Raw genomic sequence first — 24,551 nt, forward strand, 5'->3', positions numbered from 1 at the left:
CCCTGTCCGTTGCCCGCCACCACGGGCAGGCCGTCCGGAGAACACGTGTCCGCTGACAACGACGCACCGCAGCCGCACCGGGCCGAGCACCCCGTACGCCTGGTCACCGCATCCAGCCTCTTCGACGGCCACGACGCCTCGATCAACATCATGCGGCGCATCCTCCAGGCGCAGGGGGCCGAGGTCATCCACCTCGGTCACAACCGCTCGGTCGGCGAGATCGTCGACGCCGCCGTGGAGGAGGACGTCCAGGGCGTGGCCGTCAGCTCCTACCAGGGCGGCCACGTCGAGTACTTCGAATACCTCGCCGAGCTGCTCCGCGAACGCGGCGCCGGCCATGTGAGGATCTTCGGCGGCGGCGGAGGAGTGATCGTCCCCGAGGAGATCCAGCGGCTCGCCGAGGCCGGGGTGCGGATCTTCACCCCGGAGGACGGACAGCGCCTCGGCCTCGCGGGCATGATCAACACCATCGTCAGGGACTGCGACACCGCCCCCTGGCAGGACACCCCCGCCCGGCTCACCGCGGTACTGGCGGGTGAACGCCCCGCGCTCGGCCGGCTGCTCAGCGGCCTGCAGTCCGCCACCGTCCCGGACGAGGACCTGCGGATCCTGCGCCAGGCCGCGGCCGCCCGCTCCGTACCGGTCCTCGGCATCACCGGCACCGGCGGCGCGGGCAAGTCCTCCCTCACCGACGAACTCGTACGACGGCTGCGTGTCGACCAGCAGGACAAGCTGAGGGTGGCCGTGCTCGCCGTCGACCCCACCCGGCGGCGCGGCGGCGGCGCCCTGCTCGGCGACCGGATCCGCATGAACAGCCTGGACGGGGACCGGGTCTTCTTCCGTTCCCTGGCCACCCGCGGCCACCACGAACTCCCCGAGGGCCTCACCGACTCCATCGCCGCATGCAAGGCCGCCGGATACGACCTGGTGATCGTGGAGACCCCCGGCATCGGACAGGGCGACGCCGCCATCGTCCCGTACTCGGACGTCTCGCTGTACGTCATGACACCCGAGTTCGGCGCCGCCTCCCAGCTCGAGAAGATCGACATGCTGGACTTCGCCGACGTGGTCGCCATCAACAAGTTCGAGCGACGCGGGGCGGCGGACGCGATGCGTGACGTCGGGCGCCAACTGGTGCGCAACCGCGAGGCGTTCGGCACGCGACCCGAGGACATGCCGGTCTTCGGCACCAGTGCCGCCACCTTCAACGACGACGGCGTCACCGCCCTCTACCAGCACCTGCTCGGCCTGCTCACCGCACAAGGCCTCCCGTCCGACCCCGGCACCCTCGCCGTGGCCACCGTGCGGCACTCCACCGGCGCCGCGCAGATCGTGCCCACGGCCAGGGTGCGCTACCTCGCCGAAATCGCCGAGACCGTACGCCGCTACCACGCCGACACCCGCACCCAGGGCGACGCCGCCCGGCGCGTCCAGCGGCTGGGCTCCGTACGGGACGAGCTGAGCGCGGTCGAAGCACCCACCGCGGACGTCGAGAAACTGCTCGCCGACGCCGAGGAGCGCCTCGACCCGGCCGCGCGCCACCTGCTGGAGGACTGGCCGGAGACCGTTCAGGCGTACTCGGGCGAGGAACTCGTGACCGTCACCCGCGGCCGCGAACTGCGCACCCGGCTGGTCCGCGAGTCCCTCTCCGGCAACCTCGTACCCCGCGTCGCCCTGCCCCGCTACGAGGACCACGGCGAACTGCTGCGCTTCCTGCGCGCGGAGAACCTGCCCGGCCGGTTCCCTTTCACGGCCGGCGTCTTCCCGTTCAAGCGGGAGGGCGAGGACCCGGCCCGGATGTTCGCCGGCGAAGGCGACCCGCAGCGCACCAACCGCCGCTTCCACTACCTCTCCAAGCACAGCGAGGCCACCCGGCTGTCCACAGCCTTCGACTCCGTCACCCTCTACGGCCACGACCCCGCCCTGCGCCCCGACATCTACGGCAAGATCGGCACATCGGGCGTCTCCGTCGCCACCCTCGACGACATGAAGGCGCTCTACGCGGGCTTCGACCTGATCTCCCCGACCACCTCGGTCTCCATGACCATCAACGGCCCGGCGCCCACCGTCCTGGCCTTCTTCCTCAACACGGCCATCGACCAGCGACTAGACGCCTTCACTGCCGAACACGGCCGCGAGCCCACCGCCGAGGAGGCCGCGGAAATCCGGGCACATGTGCTGCGGACCGTGCGGGGCACCGTCCAGGCCGACATCCTCAAGGAGGACCAGGGCCAGAACACCTGCCTGTTCTCCACCGAGTTCTCCTTGCGGATGATGGCCGACATCCAGGAATGGTTCATCGAGCAGGGCGTGCGCAACTTCTACTCGGTGTCCATCTCCGGCTACCACATAGCCGAAGCCGGCGCGAACCCCATCAGCCAGCTCGCCTTCACCCTCGCCAACGGCTTCACCTACGTCGAGGCGTACCTGGCCCGCGGCATGGACGTCGACGACTTCGCGCCCAACCTGTCCTTCTTCTTCTCCAACGGCATGGACCCCGAGTACACCGTCCTCGGCCGGGTCGCCCGCCGCATCTGGGCGGTGGCGATGCGCGACCGGTTCGGAGCGGGCGAGCGCAGCCAGAAGCTGAAGTACCACGTCCAGACTTCCGGCCGCTCCCTGCACGCCCAGGAGATGGACTTCAACGACATCCGCACCACCCTGCAGGCGCTCATCGCCGTCTACGACAACTGCAACAGCTTGCACACCAACGCCTACGACGAGGCCGTCACCACCCCCACCGAGGACTCCGTCCGCCGGGCCCTCGCCATCCAGCTGATCATCAACCGCGAGTGGGGCCTGGCGATGAACGAGAACCCGCTGCAGGGCTCGTACATCATCGACGAACTCACCGACCTCGTCGAAGAAGCCGTCCTCCAGGAGTTCGAGCGGATCAGCGAACGCGGCGGAGTCCTCGGCGCCATGGAGACCGGCTACCAGCGCGGCCGCATCCAGGACGAGTCGATGCTCTACGAGCAGCGCAAGCACGACGGCACGCTGCCGATCATCGGCGTCAACACCTTCCGCAAGCCCGGCGGTGACGCCGACCACGGGACGGTGGAACTGGCCCGCGCCACCGAGGGGGAGAAGCAGGCCCAGCTCACCCGCGTCCAGGATTTCCGCACCCGCCACCGCGCCGAGGCGCAGGCCGCTCTCGCCGAACTCAGGCGCGCCGCGACCAGTGGTGAGAACGCCTTCGCCGTACTGATGGACGCGGCCAGGGTCTGCTCGCTCCAGGAGATCACCGAGGCGTTCTTCGAAGTCGGCGGAAAGTACCGCCGCAACGTCTGAAGCATCCGCTCGGACACCCCTTTCTTCCCTCTCCTCCCTCTCTTCGTCCCACGCAAAGGGCCACCCGCATGGAAACTGTCACCCGTCTCGGCGTCGTCGGCTGCGGCCTCATGGGCTCCGGGATCGCCGAGGTCGCCGCCCTCGGCGGCAGCGGCATCGACGTACTGGTCGCCGAGTCGTCCCCCGAAGCCGCCGAGGCCGGCCGCCGCCGCGTCGAGGCCTCCCTCGACCGCGCCCTGCGACGCGGCAAGATCAGCGAGGAGGCGCGGGACGGCGCGCGGTCCCGGCTGAGCTACACCGACGACCTCAAGGCCATGGCCGACCGGCAGTTCGTGATCGAGGCCATCGCCGAGAACCGCGACCTCAAGACCGGCCTCATGAAGACCCTCGACCAGGTCGTCACCGACCCCGAAGCGATTCTGGCCACCAACACCTCGTCGATTCCCGTGGTCGACCTGGCGGTGGCGACCCAGCGGCCCACCCACGTCCTGGGTCTGCACTTCTTCAACCCCGTACCCGTGCAGACGCTGGTCGAGATCATCCCGGCCCTCACCACGAGCCCCGACACCCTCGTACGGGCACGGGCGTTCGCCTCCGAAGCCCTGGGCAAGGAGGTCGTCGAGGCGCCCGACCGCTCCGGATTCGTGGTCAACGCCCTCCTCGTGCCCTACCTGCTCGCCGCCGTGCGCATGGTCGAGTCCGGATCCGCGAGCCCCGAGGACATCGACCGAGGGATGGAACTGGGCTGTGCCCACCCGATGGGCCCGCTGCGTCTGCTCGACCTCATCGGGCTCGACACGGCCCAGGCGGTGGCAGAGTCGATGTACGAGGAGTTCAAGGAGCCTCTCTACGCGCCGCCCGCGCTGCTCCGGCGCATGGTCGCCGCCGGCCGCCTGGGCCGCAAGAGCGGCCACGGGTTCTACGACCACACCGCCTGACAACCGCAGGGAGCTGCTTAGAGGCCCGGCTTCCGGGCGCTTGTCGGCGCGGAGCCCGGTGGTCGTCAACTCCGCGACGCCAGACGCCAGACGCCAGACGACATACGTACAAGACCGACCCTCGGCAGCCCATGCATCATCCCCGCATGGGTGAATACGACGTTGAGCAGGCGCATGGGATGCACGTGGTCCACGACGGTCCGCAGCAGGCGACCCCGCTGTTGCTCATCCACGGGTCAGGGGCCTCGGGCGCCACCTGGGGCCCGATGGTCCCGAAACTGGCCGGCCGTCATCACGTCATCCGGGTCGACCTTCCGGGCTGCGGCCAGTCCCCGCCCGCGCCGTCGTACGACGTGCCCGCGCAGGCGGGCCGGGTGGCGGCGGTGCTCGACGACCTCGGCCTTCGTCGCGTCGCCGCGGTCGGACACTCCAGCGGCGGCTACGTAGCCACCGCGCTCGCCGAACAGCGCCCCGACCTGGTCAGGTCGCTCGTGCTGATCAGCTCCGGCCCGAGTCCCGACGCGCTCCTTCCGCAGCCGTTCCTCCACCGGATCCTGTTGGCCCCGCCGCTCGGCCCGCTCCTCTGGGCGAGGCGCTCGGACGCGATGATCCGCAAGGGGATCAGCATGACGGCCGCTCGCCCGGTGGACGTCCCGGACGACGTGGTCGCCGAGGTACGGGACATCAAGTACCGCGTGCTCAGGAGAGTGCTGCGTCGCAACGGCGCCTACATCGCCGAGCGGAGCGTGCCCGAACGTCTCACCGACCTCGAAGTCCCCGTCCTGGTGCTCTTCGGCACCGCCGACCCCCGCTGGGAGCCGTCGTCGGCGCACCAGTACGACGCGGTGCCGAACGCTCGGGTCGAGCTGCTGCCCGGCGTCGGGCACCTGGCCATGTTCGAAGAGCCTGAGAGGACCAGCGAACTGCTCCTCGGCTTTACGGCAACGGGCGCCGACATCCCGCCCGTTGGCCCCTGAGACCTAGACTGGTCACGTGTTGTCGACCGGGACACCGCCCGACTGGACGAGCGTGGACATCGCGGTCCCACGCCCGTCGGATCGGCTGCCGGGAATCAGCATGGCCGGGTTCCGCATGCGGGCCCCCGCACCCGTGGACGTCTCCGTCGCCATGGTCGCGCACCCGTCCGTCACCCTGCTCATCGATCTGAGCGACGGAGACGGCCTCGTCTACGACACCCCTGGCCGGCACGGGCACGGCAGTGTCGTCGTCGGGCTCCTTCCCGGCGATCTCCGGACCGGCGGCCGGGTGGGGGAGTGCCTCCAGATCCGACTGCAGCCGGCCGTGGCGGCCGCGGTGCTCGGCGCAACGACCGACCTCACCGGGACGGTGGTACCCCTCGAGGATGTCTGGGGCCGTGACGCCGGGCGAGCCGAGGACAGGCTGCGCGCCGCCGAGTCGTGGGACGAACGGTTCACCATCGCGGCGGACATCCTCCGCCGACGGCGGGGCGCCCGCCCACGGGTCGACCCGGAGGTCGCGTACACCTGGCGGCGCACACTCACCCGGCGGGGGCGGGTGCGCATCGACGGCCTGGCGGACGAGACCGGCTGGAGCCGCAAGCACCTGTCGGCTCGCTTCCGGTCCCAGCTCGGCATCACACCCAAACAGGCCGCCCGACTGGTGCGCTTCGACCACGCCGCCCACCTTCTCGCGGCGGGTCACACCGCCGCCGGCGCTGCCATCGAGAGCGGCTACGTCGACCAACCCCATCTCCACCGCGAGGTCAAGGCGTTCACCGGGCTTACCCCCAAGGCCGTGGCTGTCGCGCCATGGCTCGCGATCGACGACGTGGCATGGCCGACTTCATCGCCGACCCGGATCGCCGTGACGGGTGGTGAAGGCATCCTCGACCCTCGGTCGCCCCGGCACTGATAGTGATCCAGACACTGCGTCGGCCAGGGCGCTGTCGGCCGTTCACGGGGTGTGACCTGCGCGGCGGAGGACCGGGCGCAGGACTTCGATGACGTCCGGGTCGTCCACCGTGGACGGGATGGGTTCGTCGCGGCCGTCGGCGATGCCGCGCATGGTCTTGCGCAGGATCTTGCCCGAGCGGGTCTTGGGCAGGGCGGCGACGACCGTGACGTCCTTGAGGGAGGCGACGGCGCCGATGCGCTCGCGTACGAGCTGGACGAGTTCGGCCTCGACCTCGCTCGGGGCGCGGTCGCTGCCGGCTTTCAGGACGACGAAGCCGCGCGGGATCTGTCCCTTGAGTTCGTCGGCGACGCCGATGACGGCGCATTCGGCGACGTCGGGGTGGGCGGCCAGAGCCTCTTCCATGCTGCCGGTGGACAGGCGGTGTCCGGCGACGTTGATGACGTCGTCCGTGCGGCCCATGACGAAGACGTAGCCGTCTTCGTCGATGTGGCCGCTGTCGCCGGTGAGGTAGTAGCCGTCGTAAGCGGAGAGGTAGGAGGCGACGTAGCGGTCGTCGTCGTTCCAGAGGGTGGGGAGTGCGCCGGGTGGCAGGGGGAGCCGCACGACGATCGCGCCGTCGACACCCGCGGGCACCGGCTCGCCCGAAGGGTCGAGGACGCGGACGTCCCAGCCCGGCAGCGGGCGGGTGGGCGAGCCGGGTTTGACGGGAGCGGCTTCGATGCCGACCGGATTGGCGACGATGGGCCAGCCGGTCTCGGTCTGCCACCAGTGGTCGATCACCGGAACGCCCAGGAGAGCGCTCGCCCAGTGATACGTCTCCGGGTCGAGGCGCTCACCGGCCAGGAAGAGGTAGCGCAGGTGGGAGAGGTCGTAGCCAGCGGTGAGCGCCCCCTTCGGGTCCTCCTTCCTGATCGCCCGGAAGGCGGTGGGCGCCGTGAACATGGTCTTGACCCGGTACTCGGCGGCGACGCGCCAGAACTGGCCCGCGTCCGGCGTGCCGACCGGCTTACCCTCGTACAGGACCGTCGTGGCGCCGGCCAGCAGGGGCGCGTAGACGATGTACGAGTGCCCGACGACCCAGCCGACATCGGAGCCGGTGAACATCGTCTCGCCCGGCCCCACGTCGTACACGGCGCCCATCGACCAGTGCAGGGCGACCGCGTAACCGCCGCAGTCACGCACAACTCCCTTGGGCTTTCCGGTCGTTCCGGACGTGTAGAGGATGTACAGGGGATCGGTGGCGGCGACGGGAGCGCAGTCGGCCGGCGGCGCGGAGGCGACCAGCTCGCCCCAGTCGAGATCGTCCGGCCCCAACTCGGCCCGCTCCTGCGGGCGTTGCAGGATCACACTCTTCTCCGGCTTGTGGACGGCGAGTTCGATGGCCTGGTCGAGCAGGGGCTTGTACGCGATGACCCGCTTGCCCTCGATGCCGCAGGAGGCGGAGACCACCACCTTGGGGGCCGCGTCGTCGATACGGAGGGCGAGTTCGCGCGGGGCGAACCCGCCGAAGACGACCGAGTGGACCGCGCCGATGCGCGCACAGGCCAGCATCGCGATCGCGGCCTCGGGGACCATCGGCATGTAGATGACCACCCGGTCGCCGTGCCCCACGCCGAGCTGTGCGAGCGCTCCGGCGAAGGCCGCCACCTCGTTCCTCAACTGCGCGTAAGTGTAGGTGCGTTGGGTGTCGGTCACGGGTGAGTCGTAGACGATCGCGGGCTGGTCGCCGCGGCCGGCCTCGACGTGCCGGTCGAGCGCGTTGAAACAGACGTTGAGCCGTCCGTCGGGAAACCAGCGGTAGAAGGGTGCGCCCGAGGAATCCAGGGCGCGCCGCGGAGCGACATCCCAGTCGATGCCCTCGGCCGCCTTCAGCCAGAAGCTCTCCGGGTCCTCCGTACTGGCGCGGAAGACATCCTCGTACGTTCCCATCGCGCGCTCCTTTGTGGCATCGAGGGACGGTGGGGTGGTGGGGCCGTGTGCGGAACGGTGTCGGACACAAGTACCGCATGCCGGCCCGCATGGTCGAGCGGGATGCCGGAGACCGGCGGACCGGTCACCGGCATGGCGGTGGTTCGGCGAAGCGGCCCGGCCGTCAGCAAGCCCGCCGTCAGGTGCAGCTGCTGCTCACGCGCCGAGGTGCTTACGGAGCCACTGACCCATCCGCTGGATCGCCTGGTCCACCTCGGGTACCCGCCCGGCGCCCAGGACAACGAGTGCCGGCCTTCGGGCATCGAGTGGGCCGGCGTTCCTGGCGGCCGGCCACCGTCGTCGACTTCGGACTGACTCTGTCGATGCCGGCCCGGCTGACCGCGGACACCGGCGTCGACGCGCTCACTCACGCCGTCGAGGCGTACGTGAGCCGCAAGGCCGATCCGTTCTCCGACGGCCTCGCGCTGAACGCGATCCGGACCATCGGCCACCACCTCCGCCGCGTCTACGCCGACGGGGGAGACATCGAGGCTCGCGAGGCGAAGATGCTGCTCGCCGCGACTCAGGCCGGTATCGCCTTCTCCAACTCCAGCGTGGCGCTGGTGCACGGCATGAGCCGTCCGATCGGCGTCCTCTTCCACGTCGCCCACGGTCTGTCGAACGCAATGCTCTTCCCCGCGGTGACCGCGTTCCCCGCGCACGCCGCCGAGAGCCGGTACGCCGACTGCGCCCGCGCCCTCGGAGCCGCCACCGACCGCGACGGTGACGCCTTGGCCACCGATAAGCTCACGGAGGCGCTCCAAGCCCTGTGTCAGGATCTTGAGGTGCCCACCCCCAAGCCCACGGCATCGACAAGGACGAGTGGTTCCGCCTGCTGCCCCTCATGGCCGAGTCATGGCCGAGCAGACGCTCGCGTCCGGATCGCCCGCCAACAACCCCGTCGTACCCACCGTGCACGAGATCCAGGATCTCTACGCGCAGATCTACGCCTGACACCCGGCGAGTGAGGAAACCCTGATGGCTGATGGCTACGACAGCCAGGTCCGAGCGGATGATGAGATGACGACCGATGACTGATACCGCTGCGGTCGAGATTCTCGCCGACGTCCACCGGGGCGTCGGCCGCATCCTTTTGAACCGGCCCAAGGCGCTCAACGCCCTGACGACAGGAATGGTCGCCGCCATCGACCGTGTGCTCGCCGAGTGGGAGCACACACCCCTTTCTGCTGTGGTGCTCGCCAGTACCAGCACGAAGGCGTTCTGCGCCGGCGGAGACATCCGCACGATCCGCGAGCACAGCCTCGCCGGGGATGCCGAGGCCAGTGAGCGGTTCTTCGCCTCCGAGTACCGGCTCAACGCCCGGATCGCCGAATATCCCGTGCCGGTCGTGTCGCTCATCGACGGCGTGTGCATGGGCGGCGGTCTCGGTCTGTCCGTCCACGGCTCGTTCCGCGTCGTCACCGAGCACGCGGTGCTCGCGATGCCAGAGACCGCGATCGGGTTCTTCCCGGACATCGGGGCCAGCTACTTTCTGCCGAGGCTGCCCGGCGCGATCGGCATGTACCTCGGACTGACCGGGCACCGGCTCGACGCGGCCGACGCCCTGTACACGGGGCTGGCCACGCACTTCGTCCCCGCGGACGGGCTCGACGCGGTCGGGGACGCCCTGGCCGACAACCCCGGCGACCCGGTGGACGTGGTCCTGAACCGTCTCGCCGGCCGCTCCCCGGTGGCAGGCAGCAGGCTGGCGGAGGTACGCGGGGATGTGGACTGGGCGTTCGGCGCGCCGACCCTCGGCGAGATCGAGAAACGCCTGCGCCACCTCGACACCCCCTGGGCTGCAGACGCACTGGTCGCCCTGGAGTCCGCCTCGCCGCAGAGCCTGGAGATCACTCACGCCCTGCTGGCCCGGGGCAGGCAGCACACCTTGCGCGAGTGCCTCGACACCGAACTCGCCCTCACGCGCACGACCATCCGCACGCCGGACTTCCTGGAGGGCGTCCGCGCCGCCCTGGTCGACAAGGACCGCACTCCCGACTGGCAGCGTGCGTCGCTCGGCGAGCGGGCGCTGCCGTCCTGAGCATGTCCGCGGTGATCACACTCCCGACACGCAACGAGTGAGAGGGCGTCGGTGCCCTTCCGGTGGCCGTGCCGGACGGAGGGTCTGTGGCCGGCACGGTCTCAGTCGTTGTCGGGCACCATCGAGACCACGACCTTGCCGGCCTTGGTACGGCCCTGCTCGACGTGCGCCATCGCCTCGAGCGTCTGGTCGAACGGGAAGGTGCTGTCGATGACCGGGCGGAGCTTCCCGCTGTCGTAGAGGGCGCCGAGTTTGCGCAGCTGGGAGCCGTTGGCCTGCATGAAGAGGAACTGGTAGCGCACGCCCAGTGCTTTGGCCTGCTTGCGAATCTTGCGGCTGAGCACGTACATGACCAGGCCCATGAAGGAGGGGGCGCCGAGCTGCTTGGCGAAGTCGGCGTCCGGCGGGCCGACGACACTGATGGCCAGGCCGCCGGGCTTCAGTACGGTCAGCGACTTCTCGAGGTTCGCCCCGCCCAGCGAGTCCAGCACCAGGTCGTAGCCGGACAGCACCTTCGAGAAGTCTTCCTTGGTGTAGTCGATGACGACGTCGGCGCCCAGGTCCCTGACCAACTTCTCGGTGTCGGTGTTCGTGGTCGTCGCCACGGTCGCGCCGAGGTGTTTGGCGAGCTGGATGACCGTCGAGCCGAGGCCACCGGCACCGGCGTGGACGAGCACCTTCTGCCCCGGCTTCACGTGGGCACGGTCGACGAGAACCTGCCAGGCGGCCAGGGCCACCAGCGGCACCGCGGCCGCCTCTTGGAGGGTGAGCGAGGCCGGCTTGGGCGCGACATCGTCCATGTCGATCGCGATGAACTCCGCGAAGCCTCCGATCCGCAGGTCGCGCGGACGGGCGTAGACCTCGTCGCCGACGTCGATGCCGTGTACGGCGGAGCCGGCCCGCGTCACGACGCCGGCCACGTCGTGGCCCAGTACGAACGGACGCTTGTACTTCAGGACCTGCTTGAACTCCCCGTTGCGGACCATTTTGTCCAGCGGGTTGATACTGGCGGCGCTCACTCTGACCAGGACGTCCCGGTCCCCGACCGTGGGCTCGGGTACCTCAGCGGCGCGCGCGCCGTTCTTGCCGTACTTGTCGACGACGAATGCCTTCATGCCGGCCGCCTTTCTGTGGGTGTTCCGGTGGTTGTTGTGATTCTTCGCGCAGGTCCCCCTGCGCGCCCGTTTGTCGCGTGCGGCCGGGTTGATGTGCTGGTCGCGACGCTACTTCCTGAGTATAGAAAAGTAAACTCAGGGGGAGTTGGGGTCACCCCATGGCCACCGAGACCTACAAGGAACAGGCTGGGCTCGCGGAGCCGGCCGAAGTAGGTGATCACGCACAAGGGCATGGATCTGGCCCCGGCCGTGATGTGGCTCCTGCAGTGGGGCGACCGCTACCGCCCAGGCCCGGAGGGTCCGGCCGTACTGGCGCGACACCGCGGATGCGGCGCGCACGTCGAGGTCCAGATCCGCTGCGAACGGGGCCACGCCGTGAGGGCGGGAGACATCGAAGAGCGTCCCAGGCCGCCCGGCATTTCGTATGAGGTCCGCCGGGTGAGCTGAGCGCGGTGCGGCAGGAGTTCGTGGTGGCTCAGTCTGCCGGTGGTGGGTTCAGTTGACGGGCCCAACGCCCCTTTAGCCAGGTGGCGTTGGGCCCCAGCCGCATAGCCCGCGTCCAGGATTCCGGGTCAAGGCCCGTGTGGTGCAGTCAGGGCTTTGTGGGTCGACTCCAGGATCTTCTCCGACAGCTCTGTGCCCGCCGTGGCCCGGGCAAGCAGGAGCGCGCCGACCAGAGTGGCCACCATGGGTAGGCCGTCGTTGGCGTCGGTGGACATCCACCCGGCGAATTCCTCGACTCCGGCTGCGTACGTTTCGCGCACCTCCCCGGCTGTGGGCTCGCGAGCCATGTCCCCTGCGAATCCCGCGGTGGGGCAACCGGTGCCGGGCTGGTCACGGTGCTCGGCCGACAGGTAGAAGTCGACGAGGGCGCCGCGCGCGGTGTCGTGATCGCCGTGGGCCGTGTCGAACGACGCCAGGAGTAGATCAAGGTCCCCGAAAGCGGCTTGAGCCGCCTCGGCTACCAGGGCCTCCTTTGAGGGGAACTGCTTGTAGAAGCCGCCCGTCGTCAGCCCGATGGACTTCATCAGATCGGCGACGCTGATGCCGTTCACGCCGCGCTCCCGGAAGAGCTGGGACGCCGCGGCGACCGCGCGCCTGCGGTTCTCCATCGCTTGTGCCTGCGAAACCCGACTCATCAGTCACCTGCCCACGTTAGATAGTAAAGAGCATCTATGGTACGCGAAGTGCCGGGCGGCCGACCGCGGCGCCCTCTTTCCGTATTCCGTACGGCTCTTTAGTCCGTACGGCTCTTTCTCGTCGTCGCAAGGCGAGGAACTCGTGGGCCCGCATCCGAGCCTGATCGACCGCCGACCTGAGCCCCGCATGCACGTCGAGCGGTCTCCGGCCGAGTGCGGTGGCGAACGGCATCCGGGGGCGTTGACTCGAGGACTTTAGATACCTATCGTAATCTAAAGCGAGGCCGAGGCTTTGGCCCCCGCTCATCCGCCAGTCCAGAAATGAGACCCACCCATGACCACGCAGAACAAGACCGCCGTCGTCACCGGCGCGTCCGCCGGCCTGGGGGCCGCCTACGCACAGCGGCTTGCCGACCGGGGCTACGACCTGATCCTGGTGGCCCGGAACACTGCGCGGCTGGAAACGCTGGCGTCGGACATCCGCAGCCGCACCGGTCGCGCAGTGGACGTCGTCACCGCCGACCTCACCGATGCGGCACAGATCTCCGTGGTCGAGGAGCGGCTACGGACCGACGAGAGCATCGCGGTGCTGATCAACAACGCCGGTGGGTCGCTGTTCACCCCGCTGGCGACCTCCGACGCCGCGGCCTCCGAGGCATTGATCAACCTCAACGTGACCTCGCTGACCAGGCTGACCACCGCGGTCCTGCCGGGCCTGACGGCCCGCGGGCACGGCACCGTGGTGAACATCTCCTCCGCCCTGGCTCTCAACATCCTGCCCGTCAGCGCCGTCTACAGCGGCACCAAGAGCTACGTGCTGACGTTCACCCAGGCCCTGCAGCAGGAACTCGCCGAGAGCCCCATCGTGGTGCAGGCCGTGCTGCCGGGCGCCGTCCGCACGGAGTTCTGGGACGGCTCCGGCCTCGACCTCGCGGCGTTCCCCGACGAGTGGATCATGAGCGCGGACGACGCCGTCGACGCGGCGCTCGCCGGCCTCGACGCCGGGGAGCCCGTCACCATCCCGTCACTGCCCCAGATCAGCGACTGGGAGTCGTTCGAGAAGGCGCGTCAGACGCTCATCCCGAACCTGTCGCAGCGCGTCCCGGCCGATCGCTACCGCGGCTGACCGCCGCTCCGACTCCGGCGGCTGACCGCCACTCCGACTCCGGTGCGGGAGTCGTCCCTTTGTGATAACGGCACGGCCGCTGCTGCACACGACCGATGCGTCCTCCGGCGTGGGCCGGGGGGAGGACCGACGCGCTGGGCCTCCTCCCTTGCTTGCCGCCTCTCCACGCAGTCCGCCTTCCACTTCCACGGTGGAAGGTCACCGAGGCCGTCCGGCCCGTTACCGCCTTCGCGCTACCCGCGGGGCAGGCAGCCCGCCACCCCGCAGCTCTCTCTCACCCTTATTTGAGGAAACATCCATGTTGAACGCCCTGTGGAACCCGATCGTCGCCGGAGAGATCTCCCTGCCGCACCGGCTGGCGATGGCCCCCATGACGCGGAACCGGTCCACCCCGGAAGGCATACCCACCGAGCTGAACGCCGAGTACTACGCCCAGCGCGCCTCGCACGCCCTCATCATCACCGAGGGCACCCAGCCCAACGCCGACGGACAGGGCTACCCGCTCACCCCCGGCATCTACTCCGAGGAGCACATCGCCGGGTGGCGCAAGGTCACCGACGCCGTGCACGGCGTCGACGGACGCGTCGTCATCCAGCTCATGCACGTCGGACGGATGTCCCACCCCGACAACACCCTCCACCATCGGCAGCCGGTCGCCCCCTCCCCGGTCCAGCCGGCGGGCGTCATGTTCACCCCGTCCGGCCCTCAGGAGATGCCAGTACCGCGCGAGTTGTCCACCGAGGAGGTCGCCGCCACGGTCGACGACTTCCGTCGCGCCGCCGCGGCCGCGATCGCGGCCGGCGCCGACGGCGTCGAGATCCACGGCGCCAACGGCTACCTCCTGCACCAGTTCTTCGCCACCAACACCAACCAGCGCACCGACCAGTACGGCGGCTCCATCGACAACCGCATCCGCTTCGCGGTGGAGGTCGCCACCGCGGTGGCGGACGAGATCGGCGCCGGCCGCACCGGCTTCCGGATCTCTCCCGGCAACCCGTTCAACGACATCGCGGAGAGCGACACCCACGAGCTGTACCCGGCACTCGTGCGCGCCCTCGCCCCGCTCGACCTCGCCTACCTGCACATCGGCAACTGCGGCGACGACGAACTCCTGCACACCCTCCGCAAGCAGTGGCCGAACACCTTGATTCTCAACCGGGCCGGCGCCGACATCGCCACCCGCGCGAAGGACATCGAAGACGGCCTGGCCGACATCGTCACCGTCGGCACCATGGCCCTCGCCAACCCCGACCTCGTCGAGCGCGTACGCACCGGCGCACCCCTGAACACCCCCGACCCCGCCAGCTTCTACGGCGGCGGCGAGGCCGGCTACACCGACTACCCCACCCTCACCGCCTGACAAACCCCGGCTGTACCGGTCCTGGCGGGCCGGTGTGCCCAGATGGCCCCATGGAGGTGCCACGTGTCTGATCACGCTGCTGTTGAACTGAGCCAGGAAGCGATCGAGTTCGAGAACTTTATGGCCGGACTGGTGATTCCCGAGTCCGAAGTGGATGCGATTCGCACCCGGTCGGAGCTCGTCCATCTCACGGCCCGGGAGCCGGAAGGCGTCACTTATCGGGAGGTGGACGCGGGTGGCGTGCTGGGAATCTGGTGCGAGCCGGTCGATGCCAACACCGACTACGTCCTCCTGCACGGTCACGCCGGGGGCTCCGTTCTGTCGTCGGCATTCGTCGACCGAAAGCTCGCCGGCCATATCGCCAAGGCCGCAGGGGCCCCCGTACTGGTCCTGGACTTCCGGCGAGCACCGGAACACAAGTACCCGGCTCAGGTGGACGACGCGGAGGCGGCCTTCAACTGGCTGCTCTCCGAAGGGTATGAGCCGGGAAACATCATCACGATCGGCCACTCGATCGGCGGGTTCATCGCCGTCGCCCTGGCGCTTCGCCTCCGCGACAAGAAGCAGCCGCTGCCCGGCGCCATCGTGTCGATCTCCCCCTGGTGCGACCTCGAGATCGCCAACGAGACCATGGTGACCAAGGCCGAGACGGACAAGATTCTCAGCAAGGAACTACTGGAGTTCTTCCGGGAGGCTTGGATCGGCGGCACGGGCATCGAGTTCACGGACACCCGGATCAATCTGAACCGGGCGGACCTGAGCGGTCTCCCCCCGACCCTCGTCTCCTGGGGAACGTACGAGGTCCTGGCCGGCGAGGACGAGGAGTTCGCCGCCCGCGTCAAGGACGCCGGAATCGACACGGCGACCGTGGTGGTCCCTGGAGGCCAGCACTCGTACGTCTACGGTGCCGGCCGGATTCCGGAGGTCGACGCCGCCATCGCACAGATCGGCGCGTGGGTCCGGGAGAAGACGAAGATCTGACCGAGCGGTACGGACGGGCGCGGCAGTTGCAAGATCCGCGCGCCTGCCGGATCGGGACGGTGGACGGACGCCGACATGGCCTGCGGTCACGCGCAGGTTCGCGACGCCCGCGATCTCGTCCCGGTCCGGCAGGCGACGGTCGGGACGGCCGACCACGACGGCGGCTTCAGCTACGCGCGCGCACCGCCGCGCGCGACCAAGGCGGTCTTCTCGCTGACGCCGGGGGAGGAGCACTACAACCCGATCGGCAGCGTGCACGGCGGCGTCTTCGCCACCCTGCTCGACTCGGCGGCGGCCCGCTGGTCCTTGGTGACTCGTCGATTTTTTGGATTACGTTCGCAATACCATAGGCTGGGGGAGTCGGTGAAGGGCAACCGGTCCTTCCGGGTCGGCGAAGGAGCGTGTGCTGTGGTGCGGTACGCAAAAGAGCACAAGCAGGAGACGAGGCGGCGGATCATCGAGATGGCGGGCCGCCGGCTCAAGCAGGACGGTATCGACGGCTCCGGGGTCTCGACGCTCATGAAGGACGCGGGGCTGACCAACGGGGCCTTCTACGCTCACTTCGAATCCAAGGATGACCTCGTCGCCACGGCCATCGCCGAGCAGTTGAAGGCGCAGGCCGAGAGTGTCGTGGCGCGGGCTGCACCGGGCCGTGCCGGACTCGAGCAGATCGTGCGCGGGTACCTGTCGCCCCAGCACCGCGACAGCCTGGGCGAGGGCTGCCCCAACGCCGCTCTGCTCGACGAGATCGGGCGCTGCACGGACGCCACCAGGCAGGCGTACACCGACGGCGTGCTGATCCTCATCGACGGTATTGCCGCCCGCATGGCGCCCGAGGACCCGTCCTCCGCACGCGTGAAGGCGCTCAGCCTCCTCGGCCTGATGGCCGGGACACTGCAGCTCTCCCGCGCCCTGACCGACAGCCAACTCGCCCACGAGCTCCTCGAACAGGGGGTCAACAACGCCCTCACTCTGCTGGACGCCGGGCAGCGCGTCTGACACACCGCACCACATCCCCGACCCCAGACTGTGGACCTTGGGGGGAGCGGACCGAAGCCGCCAGGCGCTCTCCAGGTGGGACTCAGCCGACGCCACCGGGGATCATCCCTGCGCCGCCAGCAGCCGCATGCTCTTTCCGTTCCCTGCGCCCTGAACCGCGACGGGCATTTCACGGCTCGCACCGGGCAGCGCTCCCGGCCGAGGCCGCGGCCTCGGCTGACGGCCGTACCACCGCACGTACGCATCAATTCGCCCGGGCCGAACGCAGGGAGCCGCGCGTTCCGTGCGCTGCCGCGCCTCTCGTGCTGCTTCTGCTGCCGGTCACTCAGGGGCACGGGTGGGGCTGGTCCTCACTGAGTACGATCGGCTCCTTCGCAGGTGCCGCCGCCATGGGTGCCGTATGGGTGCTGGTCGAGCGGCAGGTGCCGGAACCGCTGGTCGACATGCGGATGTTCGTCCACCGGCCGGTTCCATCTCCCGTTCCACTGGCAGCGCCATCGGCAGCGCGGTGATCACTACCGTGCCGGCCTCCAAGAGCGTCCGGCACCTCCCCGCCGGTTCCCCGGCACTGCCCGCCGAATCGCCGTTCACCCTCAGCTTCGTCCTCGCTGGGGTGGCCTTCGCGCTGATGGCGCTGGTCGCCTGGTTCGGCCTGCGGCACATCCAGGTGACACAGCACCATGCCCCGAAGCGGCGGCGGACCGGGTTGCCGTGACCGAGTCCGAGGTGCTGCCCGGGAGCAGGTAGGAGGCCCGTACGGAGCCCTGGCGCGGCGGTGTCAGAACAGGGCTTTTGCCTTTGGCGTCGCTGCGGACACCGTCATTGCGGACCGGACCGGACCGGACCGGACCGGGTCGGACCGGTCCTGGCCTGGCTGGCCGATCAACGTGCACCGCCCGCGGCAGGACCCGCCTTCGGGACCGGGCGGCTGCCGACGGAATTGCGCGCGGGCAGTTGTGTGCAGCGGTCGGTAGCGGAGTCTCCCCGGTTCGGCGTCAGGCCTGTTCCCGTGCCGCTGCAGGTTGCGCGTGGAGGGGCATCGAGGGAGAAGCCGCGGGAAGGGGTGCTGCCCGGGCCGGTGGCCTCGCGGCAGCGGAGCGGTCGTCGCGCCGGGCGCCTGCGCCGTGGTGAACCTGCTCTCCCCGGCCACTCATGTGAGTACGGTCATAATCCCAAATCTGGCCAGGACCTTGTCCGCGGGTCGATCCCCTGCTTATTGTCGTACGGTCGTAATTCAAAAGTCTCGATGAACGCACGGGCGCAGCGCCCTGCGAACCCGCCGGCCAAAGAGGCCCAGCAACTCTCCCAGTCGAAAGGGACTTCCCATGAAGTCGCTGATCTTGCCGAAGGCGACGCCGGAGGCAGCGGACGAGGTGCGGGGTGCGGAACGGACGGACACCGATACGGCCGCGGTGCGACGGAACTCGGGCGCTCCCGGTCCACTCGCCTCCTTCGCCCGGTTCGTCCTGTTCGGCGGCGGTGTAGGGGTCGCGTCGAGCACCGCCGTGGCCGGGCTCGCCGGACTGATGCCCTGGGCTGTGGCGAATGCTCTGATCACCGTCGCCTCGACTCTCCTCAGTACGGAGCTCCACGCACGCTTCACCTTCGGGGCGGGGCATGCCGGGTGGCGCCAGCACTGGCAGTCCGCGGGGTCGGCCACGGCCGCCTACGTGGTGACCTCCACCGCGGTGCTCGTCCTGCACCTCGTGCAGCCGTCGGCCGGAGTGCTCTACGAGCAGGTCGTCTACCTCACCGCCGCCGGGCTCGCCGGTATCGGACGTTTCCTGGTGCTGCGTGTGTTCGTCTTCGCCGGTGGCCGGACCCGGACCACAGTGCGGGTCGTGAGCCCGGCGCCAGCGCGGGAAACGGACGTCAAGGTGTCCCCTTCACCGGCCGCGCCGGGCGAGCTGGATCGCTTTCCACGACGTCATCATGCAGGCGTCGGGAAACCGCATCGCCCGTGGGGTGGTCCGCGCGCTGGAGAGCCAGGTCGCCAACACCGCGCGGTACATGAGCCGACCCGAGCGCGCCATGTGCGTCGCCTCCAACCGCGGCCATCGCCGCGTGTACGAGCGCATCGGCCGCCCACGACCCGAGCGGTGCGGCCGAGGCGATGTTCACCGGCCGAGGCGATGTTCACCCGCATCACCGAAGGCCGGCTCGTCCGCCGCAGCGCACCAGGCGACCCAGTGCGCTTGGACCGTTGGCAAGCGCGACCGGCGGCGGCACCGCGTCGCGGGACGGCCTCGGGCTGGTGAGCGTTGCCCGCCCCCGCGCTCCGTCGCCGTATGAGCCCTGACGTTGTCGCGTGACCCGAGCGGGCTCGGCCTTCCGCCGAGCCCGCCCCGTCGGCTCCATACCGGAGCCGAACTCGTGTCACGCCGTCAGCGCCGCAGTGTCAGCAGACCCGGACGGTAGGGCAGGAGGCCGTAGTCGCCGCCGGAGTTGGGGCTGCGCCCCTGGTAGAGCAACTGCAGATTGCAGGGATCGACGGTCATGGTCTGATCGGCGCTGGTGCGGATCAGTTCGCCATGGCTGATGTCGTTGGTCCAGGTGGCGCCGCTGTTGGCCTTGCCGGCGAAGGGATTGCTCTCGGTCGCGGCCTGGGGTGTCCATGAGCCGTTCAGACTGGTGGCCGTGAACGAGCGGAAGTAGCGGCCCTGCGAGCCGATCGCCTCGACGATCATGAGGTAGCGGTTCTGGCCCTGGAGCTTGTAGACCTGCGGGGCTTCGAACAGGTTGTTCCTCGTGTCACTCATGACCACTGTCGCGGTCGCGCCGAAGCTGCCCGGGAAGTTCCCGATCGGCATACTGGCCCGGTAGATCTTGCCGTTGTCACCGGCGAAGAACAGGTACATGTTCGTGCCGTCACCGATGAGCGTCTGGTCGATGGGTCCTGTCCCGGAGTCGCTGATGCTGGCGGTGGAGAGCACCTGCTGGGATGACCAGCCATTCGGGTTGGTCGGGTCGCTCGACGTCCGGTAGGAGAAGGCGGTCCCACCCCACTGGTAGGCGAGCACCCAGATGTTCTTCGGCGCGAAGTAGAAGAGCGTGGGCGCGACGGTGGAATTCGACATCGTGTTCTGGCTGGCCGAGGCCATCTCCGACCAGTTGGTGAACAGGCCGAAGTTCATCGAACCCCAACTCGTCCCCGTGTCGTGCGTCGTCGCATAGACGAGTTGCCTGCCGTTGTAGGGGACGACGGTGAAGTCCTTGAGCGAGACCCACCCCGGCTTGGGCTGCGCCAGCGCGCCCGTTGATGTCCAGCGGTATGTCGACGGAAGATCGCACTGGCCGGGATTGTCGCCGCCGACCTTGACGAGCTGCCACTGCTGGTTGGTGCCGCCCCAGTCGTCGTACTGGACGATGTTCGCGTTGTCGGCGGTGGAGGCGCCTTGTACTTCGAGGGCCTTGTTGCTGTGGCGCGCGATGAGCCTCACGTAGCCGTCCGAGCTGTCGGCCAGCCGCCACTGCTGGTTGGTGCTGTTCAGGTCAGTCCGCTGGACGATCGCGCCGCCGTTGGCGGTGGACCCGTTGTTGACGTCCAGGACCTTGCCGGAGTGGCGGGACTTGATGCGGTAGTAGCCGCCCCCGGAGTCGACGAACTGCCACTGCTGCTGGTTCTGGTCGTTCCTGGTCCACTGGGTGATGCGGGCGCCGTCGTTGGTCGCCAGGTTGTAGACGTCCAGGGCTTTGCCGCTGTTGCGGTTGACCAGCACATACGAGGCGTTGGGCTCTACGGTCGCCGCGTCGGCGGGCTGGGCACCGAGGAGAGTAGCCACGAGCAGCAAGGGCGAAAGAACTGCGAGTAAGCGTCTCAGACGGACCGGGGACGAGTGGCGAAACCACATCAGAAGGCCTCCTTGGGGGCGGGGTGAGGTGACGCCGATGAACCGCGGAGCGGCCGTACTGGGGGCAGAGAGTATCGAAACTTTCGAAGACCTCTCCGAACCTTTGACGCCACAAGTTAGGAATGTGGAGCCCTCCGGTCAAGGTCTGTCGCCGATCTGTCCACAAACAGTTCCTCCCAGCACTCCGGAAGTTCGCGATAAGGCTCGCCAGTCCAAGGGTTCGCGCGGGGAAGCGGGGTTGAGCGAGCGCCGTCTGCCGCTTCTCGGGATTCCGAAAGATTCGAGCAGCCAACAGAAACTTTCTCTGTGGTGAGTATTGACGATTCACCGTCAATCCCTCAATCATCCCTCTCTGAGTGACCGACCGTAGTTCGAGATTCCGAACTACGTCGCCCTGAGCAGCTGTGCTGCACGACAGATCCACGCAGAGCTGCACCGCAGATCCGCGCACCGAAGCACCTGCGCCACCCCGTTTCGTTCCGGTGAGGTTCGCACCAGCGCATCCTGGCTGTTCGCGCATTGGAGAGGTACGCGACGCCGCGTGGCGGTCCCCCGGCTGAGCTGCGATGGAGTGCCCCCATGCCTGTGTCGAAACACCGCTGCCGCCCGCCGCCCGCCGCCCGCCGTACGTCACCCGACGGCCGACCCGGTGCCGTCCGTGCCTGTGGGATCGTCCCGGTCCCATGACCGCGGTGTCCGGTGATTCCGTGCTGCCCGGGTTCCGGCCCGCCCCGTCCGTCTGCCTAGTGGGGGCGGATGACGCATTCCCCTGCTCTTCAGTCCTTCCGTGATTTCTACCTTGGAGGCACAGTCATGGGCTCGTATGCCCTTCCCAGACCCGTTATCCGCCGAAAGATACGCGGCCTGCTGCTGGCGCTGATCGTCGGCGTCCTCGGTGTGGTCACCGCACTGGTCGCGCCGCCGCCCGCACACGCCGCCGAGACCACGCTCGGCGCCGCGGCGGCGCAGAGCGGCCGCTACTTCGGCACCGCCATCGCCTCGGGCAGGCTGGGCGACTCGGCGTACACGACGATCGCGGGCCGTGAGTTCAACTCGGTGACGGCCGAGAACGAGATGAAGATCGACGCCACCGAACCGCAGCGGGGCCAGTTCAACTTCACCGCCGCTGACCGCGTCTACAACTGGGCGGTGCAGAACGGCAAGCAGGTGCGCGGCCACACCCTGGCCTGGCACTCCCAGCAGCCCGGCTGGATGCAGAGCCTCAGCGGCAGCACGCTGCGCCAGGCGATGATCGGCCACATCAACGGCGTGATGGCCCACTACAAGGGCAAGATCGCCCAGTGGGACGTCGTGAACGAGGCCTTCGCCGACGGCAGTTCCGGAGCCCGGCGCGACTCCAACCTGCAACGCACCGGCAACGACTGGATCGAGGTCGCCTTCCGCACCGCGCGCGCCGCCGACCCGGCCGCCAAGCTCTGCTACAACGACTACAACGTCGAGAACTGGACCTGGGCCAAAACCCAGGCCATGTACGCCATGGTCCGCGACTTCAAGCAGCGCGGCGTGCCGATCGACTGCGTCGGGTTCCAGTCGCACTTCAACAGCGGCAGCCCCTACAACAGCAACTTCCGCACCACCTTGCAGAACTTCGCCGCCCTCGGCGTCGACGTGGCCATCACCGAACTCGACATCCAGGGCGCCTCGGCCACGACCTACGCCAACGTGACCAACGACTGCCTGGCCGTCCCGCGCTGCCTGGGCATCACCGTCTGGGGAGTGCGCGACACCGACTCCTGGCGACCGGGGGACACGCCGCTGCTGTTCAACGGCAACGGCAGCAAGAAGCCCGCCTACACCGCCGTCCTCAACGCACTCAACGGCGGTTCCACCAATCCTCCGTCGGAATCCGGACCGATCAAGGGCGTCGCATCGGGCCGCTGCCTGGACGTGCCCGGCACCAGTACCACCGACGGCACCCAGCTCAATCTGTGGGACTGCAACAACGGCACCAACCAGCAGTGGACGTACACATCCGCCGGCGAGCTCAGGGTCTACGGCAACAAGTGTCTGGACGCCGCCGGCACCGGCACCGGCACCAAAGTCCAGATCTACAGCTGCTGGGGCGCCGACAACCAGAAATGGCGCCTCAACTCCGACGGTTCCATCGTCGGCGTCCAGTCCGGCCTCTGCCTCGACGCCGTCGCAAGCGGCACCGCCAACGGCACCCTGATCCAGCTCTACTCCTGCTCGAGCGGCAGCAACCAACGCTGGGCCCGCACCTGATGGGACCTGCCACTGACGAAAGGGTGAGTCGATGAAGACCTACGGTGCGGCTTCCCCCGCCCCTCCACGCAGACATCGCTGGTGGTCCCGGGTCGCGGCCGTGGTGGCGGCGGCCCTCGCGATCGGCATGCTCTCCGCGGTGAATCCGGCGCCCGCCGAGGCGGCGACGGTGGACACCAACGCCTGGTACGTCCTGGTCAATCGCACCAGCGGCAAGGCGCTGGACGTCTCCGGCGCGTCCACCGCCGACGGCGCGCGGGTCAGCCAGTGGACGCGCAACGACGGAACCAACCAGCAGTGGCAGTTCGTGGACTCCGGCGGCGGCTTCTACCGGCTCAAGGCCCGGCATTCGGGCAAGGTTCTCGACGTGGCCGGCGCCTCGACCGCAGACGGTGCCGCGATCCAGCAGTGGGCCGACGGCAACGGGGCCAATCAGCAGTTCCGCCTGGCCGATTCCGACGCGGGCCACGTCCGGCTGATCAACCGCACCAGCGGCAAGGCGGTGGAGGTGCAGGGCGCCTCCACCGCCGACGGCGGCAACGTCGTCCAGTACTCCGACTGGGGCGGCGCCAACCAGCAATGGCAGATGATCAAGCTGTCGTCCGGTGGCGGCGGCGGATGCGGCAGCGCCCCGACTCTGGCGAGCGGTACGCACACGATTCAGAGCGGCGGCAAGAGCCGCAGCTTCATCCTCAGGGTTCCCGCCAACTACGACAACAGCCACCGCTACCGGCTGATCTTCGCGTTCCACTGGCGGGGCGGAACCGCCGGCGAAGTCGCCTCGGGCGGCACGAGCGCGAACGCCTGGTCCTACTACGGCCAACAGGAACAGTCGAACAACGGCGCGATCCTCGTCGCCCCCCAGGGCCTCGGCAACGGCTGGGCCAATTCGGGCGGTGAGGACGTCACCTTCGTCGACGACATGATCCGTCGCATCGAGGGCGGCCTCTGTGTCAACCCGGCACAGCGTTTCGCCACGGGATTCAGCTGGGGCGGCGGCATGAGCTACGCACTCGCCTGCAGCCGGGCGAACGTCTTCAGGGCCGTCGCGGTCATCTCCGGCGCTCAGATCAGCGGGTGCAGCGGCGGCAACCAGCCCATCGCCTACTTCGGAATCCACGGCATCAGCGACAACGTCCTCAACATCGGGCAAGGACGGTCCCTGCGCGACAAGTTCGTCGCCAACAACGGCTGCACTGCCCAAAGCCCGCGCGAGCCCGCCCCGGGCAGCCGAACGCACATCACCACCACCTACTCGGGCTGCCGTGCCGGATACCCGGTCCAATGGGCCGCGTTCGACGGAGGCCACATACCCGGTCCGGTCGACGGCTCCTCCGGCGAAAGCGGCGTCACCACCTGGACCAAAGCAGAGATCTGGAGGTTCTTCGCACAGTTCCAGTGACACGCCCGCACCACGGAGTGGAGCCAGGATGACCCTGGCTCCACTCCGTCGACGTCCATCCCAGATTGAAGGATGGAGAGACCTTTTCAGGAGAGCTCCCACGCCTTCGGATGGGGCACGGCCGACGACCAGGCCGTGGGAGAAGTGGCGTTCGAAGAAAACGCCCTCGCGGAGGGAGATCTCGGCGGCCTGTCGGTCGC

18 protein-coding genes and 2 pseudogenes are annotated in these 24,551 nt (G+C 68.9%); 16 read left to right on the forward strand and 4 right to left on the reverse strand.

Translation table 11 applies throughout. From position 1 onward, the window contains the following. The first annotated feature begins 45 nt into the window (after window positions 1-45). The 4 genes from icmF to G5C60_RS01530 all read left to right on the forward strand — a co-directional run bounded on the left by icmF (window position 46) and on the right by G5C60_RS01530 (window position 6,122). Complete coding sequence (icmF, locus tag G5C60_RS01515; RefSeq protein ID WP_165254310.1) at window positions 46-3,291, forward strand: fused isobutyryl-CoA mutase/GTPase IcmF; 3,246 nt, start codon at window positions 46-48, stop codon at window positions 3,289-3,291. A 68-nt stretch (window positions 3,292-3,359) separates the two neighbouring features. After that, entirely contained in the window at window positions 3,360-4,229 is an 870-nt protein-coding gene (locus G5C60_RS01520; protein ID WP_165254311.1) for a 3-hydroxybutyryl-CoA dehydrogenase, read from the forward strand. A 146-nt stretch (window positions 4,230-4,375) separates the two neighbouring features. Continuing rightward, window positions 4,376-5,206 carry an alpha/beta fold hydrolase gene (locus G5C60_RS01525; protein WP_165254312.1) on the forward strand — a complete coding sequence of 277 codons (831 nt, stop codon included), beginning with the start codon at window positions 4,376-4,378 and terminating at the stop codon, window positions 5,204-5,206. A gap of 16 nt (window positions 5,207-5,222) precedes the next feature. Continuing rightward, window positions 5,223-6,122, forward strand: a complete 900-nt coding sequence (locus tag G5C60_RS01530) for an AraC family transcriptional regulator (RefSeq protein ID WP_338145646.1) — start codon at window positions 5,223-5,225, stop codon at window positions 6,120-6,122. A gap of 42 nt (window positions 6,123-6,164) precedes the next feature. On the opposite strand, the gene G5C60_RS01535 is transcribed toward G5C60_RS01530, so the two are convergent. Continuing rightward, complete coding sequence (locus tag G5C60_RS01535; RefSeq protein WP_165254313.1) at window positions 6,165-8,054, reverse strand: propionyl-CoA synthetase; 1,890 nt, start codon at window positions 8,052-8,054, stop codon at window positions 6,165-6,167. A 284-nt stretch (window positions 8,055-8,338) separates the two neighbouring features. On the opposite strand from G5C60_RS01535, the gene G5C60_RS01540 reads away from it, so the two are divergent. Continuing rightward, window positions 8,339-9,061 carry a dehydroquinate synthase/iron-containing alcohol dehydrogenase family protein gene (locus G5C60_RS01540; RefSeq protein WP_338145647.1) on the forward strand — a complete coding sequence of 241 codons (723 nt, stop codon included), beginning with the start codon at window positions 8,339-8,341 and terminating at the stop codon, window positions 9,059-9,061. A 62-nt stretch (window positions 9,062-9,123) separates the two neighbouring features. Beyond that, a complete protein-coding gene (locus G5C60_RS01545; RefSeq protein ID WP_165254314.1) occupies window positions 9,124-10,134 on the forward strand; it encodes an enoyl-CoA hydratase/isomerase family protein in 1,011 nt (336 codons plus the stop codon). A gap of 101 nt (window positions 10,135-10,235) precedes the next feature. Here the strand turns inward: G5C60_RS01545 and G5C60_RS01550 are convergent, their stop codons facing one another. Beyond that, window positions 10,236-11,249, reverse strand: coding sequence for an NADP-dependent oxidoreductase (locus G5C60_RS01550; protein WP_165254315.1), 1,014 nt, complete (start codon window positions 11,247-11,249; stop codon window positions 10,236-10,238). Between the two features lie 572 nt (window positions 11,250-11,821). Next, a complete protein-coding gene (locus G5C60_RS01560; protein WP_338145648.1) occupies window positions 11,822-12,361 on the reverse strand; it encodes a TetR/AcrR family transcriptional regulator in 540 nt (179 codons plus the stop codon). Between the two features lie 361 nt (window positions 12,362-12,722). Between G5C60_RS01560 and G5C60_RS01565 the strand changes: the two genes are divergently transcribed. From G5C60_RS01565 to G5C60_RS01595, 8 genes and pseudogenes are all read left to right on the forward strand, one after another. After that, window positions 12,723-13,514: an SDR family NAD(P)-dependent oxidoreductase gene (locus G5C60_RS01565; RefSeq protein WP_165254317.1), complete on the forward strand. Its 792-nt coding sequence runs from the start codon at window positions 12,723-12,725 to the stop codon at window positions 13,512-13,514. Window positions 13,515-13,812: 298 nt separating this feature from the next. Next, window positions 13,813-14,874 (forward strand): alkene reductase, encoded by a 1,062-nt coding sequence (locus G5C60_RS01570; RefSeq protein WP_165254318.1) that lies wholly within the window; start codon window positions 13,813-13,815, stop codon window positions 14,872-14,874. Window positions 14,875-14,937: 63 nt separating this feature from the next. Beyond that, the gene (locus G5C60_RS01575; protein WP_338145649.1) at window positions 14,938-15,855 is read left to right on the forward strand and encodes an alpha/beta hydrolase; all 918 of its coding nucleotides are present in this window, start codon (window positions 14,938-14,940) and stop codon (window positions 15,853-15,855) included. Between the two features lie 198 nt (window positions 15,856-16,053). Next, a pseudogene (locus G5C60_RS50905) lies at window positions 16,054-16,149 on the forward strand (PaaI family thioesterase); the annotation flags it as partial. A 114-nt stretch (window positions 16,150-16,263) separates the two neighbouring features. After that, window positions 16,264-16,854, forward strand: coding sequence for a TetR family transcriptional regulator (locus G5C60_RS01580; protein ID WP_165254390.1), 591 nt, complete (start codon window positions 16,264-16,266; stop codon window positions 16,852-16,854). 508 nt (window positions 16,855-17,362) lie between these two features. Further along, complete coding sequence (locus G5C60_RS53485) at window positions 17,363-17,569, forward strand: hypothetical protein (protein WP_338145650.1); 207 nt, start codon at window positions 17,363-17,365, stop codon at window positions 17,567-17,569. 610 nt (window positions 17,570-18,179) lie between these two features. Beyond that, a pseudogene (locus tag G5C60_RS01590) lies at window positions 18,180-18,678 on the forward strand (GtrA domain-containing protein); the annotation flags it as partial. 108 nt (window positions 18,679-18,786) lie between these two features. Then, window positions 18,787-19,146 carry a hypothetical protein gene (locus G5C60_RS01595; protein ID WP_241266417.1) on the forward strand — a complete coding sequence of 120 codons (360 nt, stop codon included), beginning with the start codon at window positions 18,787-18,789 and terminating at the stop codon, window positions 19,144-19,146. 92 nt (window positions 19,147-19,238) lie between these two features. Here G5C60_RS01595 and G5C60_RS01600 read toward each other — a convergent pair whose 3' ends face one another. Beyond that, on the reverse strand, window positions 19,239-20,705 hold the full coding sequence (locus G5C60_RS01600; protein ID WP_165254320.1) for a non-reducing end alpha-L-arabinofuranosidase family hydrolase: 1,467 nt from the start codon (window positions 20,703-20,705) through the stop codon (window positions 19,239-19,241). Window positions 20,706-21,518: 813 nt separating this feature from the next. On the opposite strand from G5C60_RS01600, the gene G5C60_RS01605 reads away from it, so the two are divergent. Further along, entirely contained in the window at window positions 21,519-22,949 is a 1,431-nt protein-coding gene (locus G5C60_RS01605; protein WP_165254321.1) for an endo-1,4-beta-xylanase, read from the forward strand. A 31-nt stretch (window positions 22,950-22,980) separates the two neighbouring features. Next, window positions 22,981-24,351, forward strand: coding sequence for an RICIN domain-containing protein (locus G5C60_RS01610; RefSeq protein ID WP_241266408.1), 1,371 nt, complete (start codon window positions 22,981-22,983; stop codon window positions 24,349-24,351). The last annotated feature ends 200 nt before the right edge of the window (window positions 24,352-24,551 follow it).

This window comes from Streptomyces scabichelini, assembly GCF_011045015.1.
Lineage (GTDB): Bacteria > Actinomycetota > Actinomycetes > Streptomycetales > Streptomycetaceae > Streptomyces > Streptomyces scabichelini.

Coding starts and splice junctions, on each gene's coding strand:
- G5C60_RS01565 (WP_165254317.1), top strand. CDS start 12,723: ATGACCACGCAGAACAAGACCGCCGTCGTCACCGGCGCGTCCGCCGGC.
- G5C60_RS01560 (WP_338145648.1), bottom strand. CDS start 12,361: ATGGAGAACCGCAGGCGCGCGGTCGCCGCGGCGTCCCAGCTCTTCCGG.
- G5C60_RS01525 (WP_165254312.1), top strand. CDS start 4,376: ATGGGTGAATACGACGTTGAGCAGGCGCATGGGATGCACGTGGTCCAC.
- G5C60_RS01605 (WP_165254321.1), top strand. CDS start 21,519: ATGGGCTCGTATGCCCTTCCCAGACCCGTTATCCGCCGAAAGATACGC.
- G5C60_RS01595 (WP_241266417.1), top strand. CDS start 18,787: ATGCAGGCGTCGGGAAACCGCATCGCCCGTGGGGTGGTCCGCGCGCTG.
- G5C60_RS01570 (WP_165254318.1), top strand. CDS start 13,813: ATGTTGAACGCCCTGTGGAACCCGATCGTCGCCGGAGAGATCTCCCTG.
- G5C60_RS01545 (WP_165254314.1), top strand. CDS start 9,124: ATGACTGATACCGCTGCGGTCGAGATTCTCGCCGACGTCCACCGGGGC.
- G5C60_RS01520 (WP_165254311.1), top strand. CDS start 3,360: ATGGAAACTGTCACCCGTCTCGGCGTCGTCGGCTGCGGCCTCATGGGC.
- G5C60_RS01550 (WP_165254315.1), bottom strand. CDS start 11,249: ATGAAGGCATTCGTCGTCGACAAGTACGGCAAGAACGGCGCGCGCGCC.
- G5C60_RS01600 (WP_165254320.1), bottom strand. CDS start 20,705: ATGTGGTTTCGCCACTCGTCCCCGGTCCGTCTGAGACGCTTACTCGCA.
- G5C60_RS01535 (WP_165254313.1), bottom strand. CDS start 8,054: ATGGGAACGTACGAGGATGTCTTCCGCGCCAGTACGGAGGACCCGGAG.
- G5C60_RS01610 (WP_241266408.1), top strand. CDS start 22,981: ATGAAGACCTACGGTGCGGCTTCCCCCGCCCCTCCACGCAGACATCGC.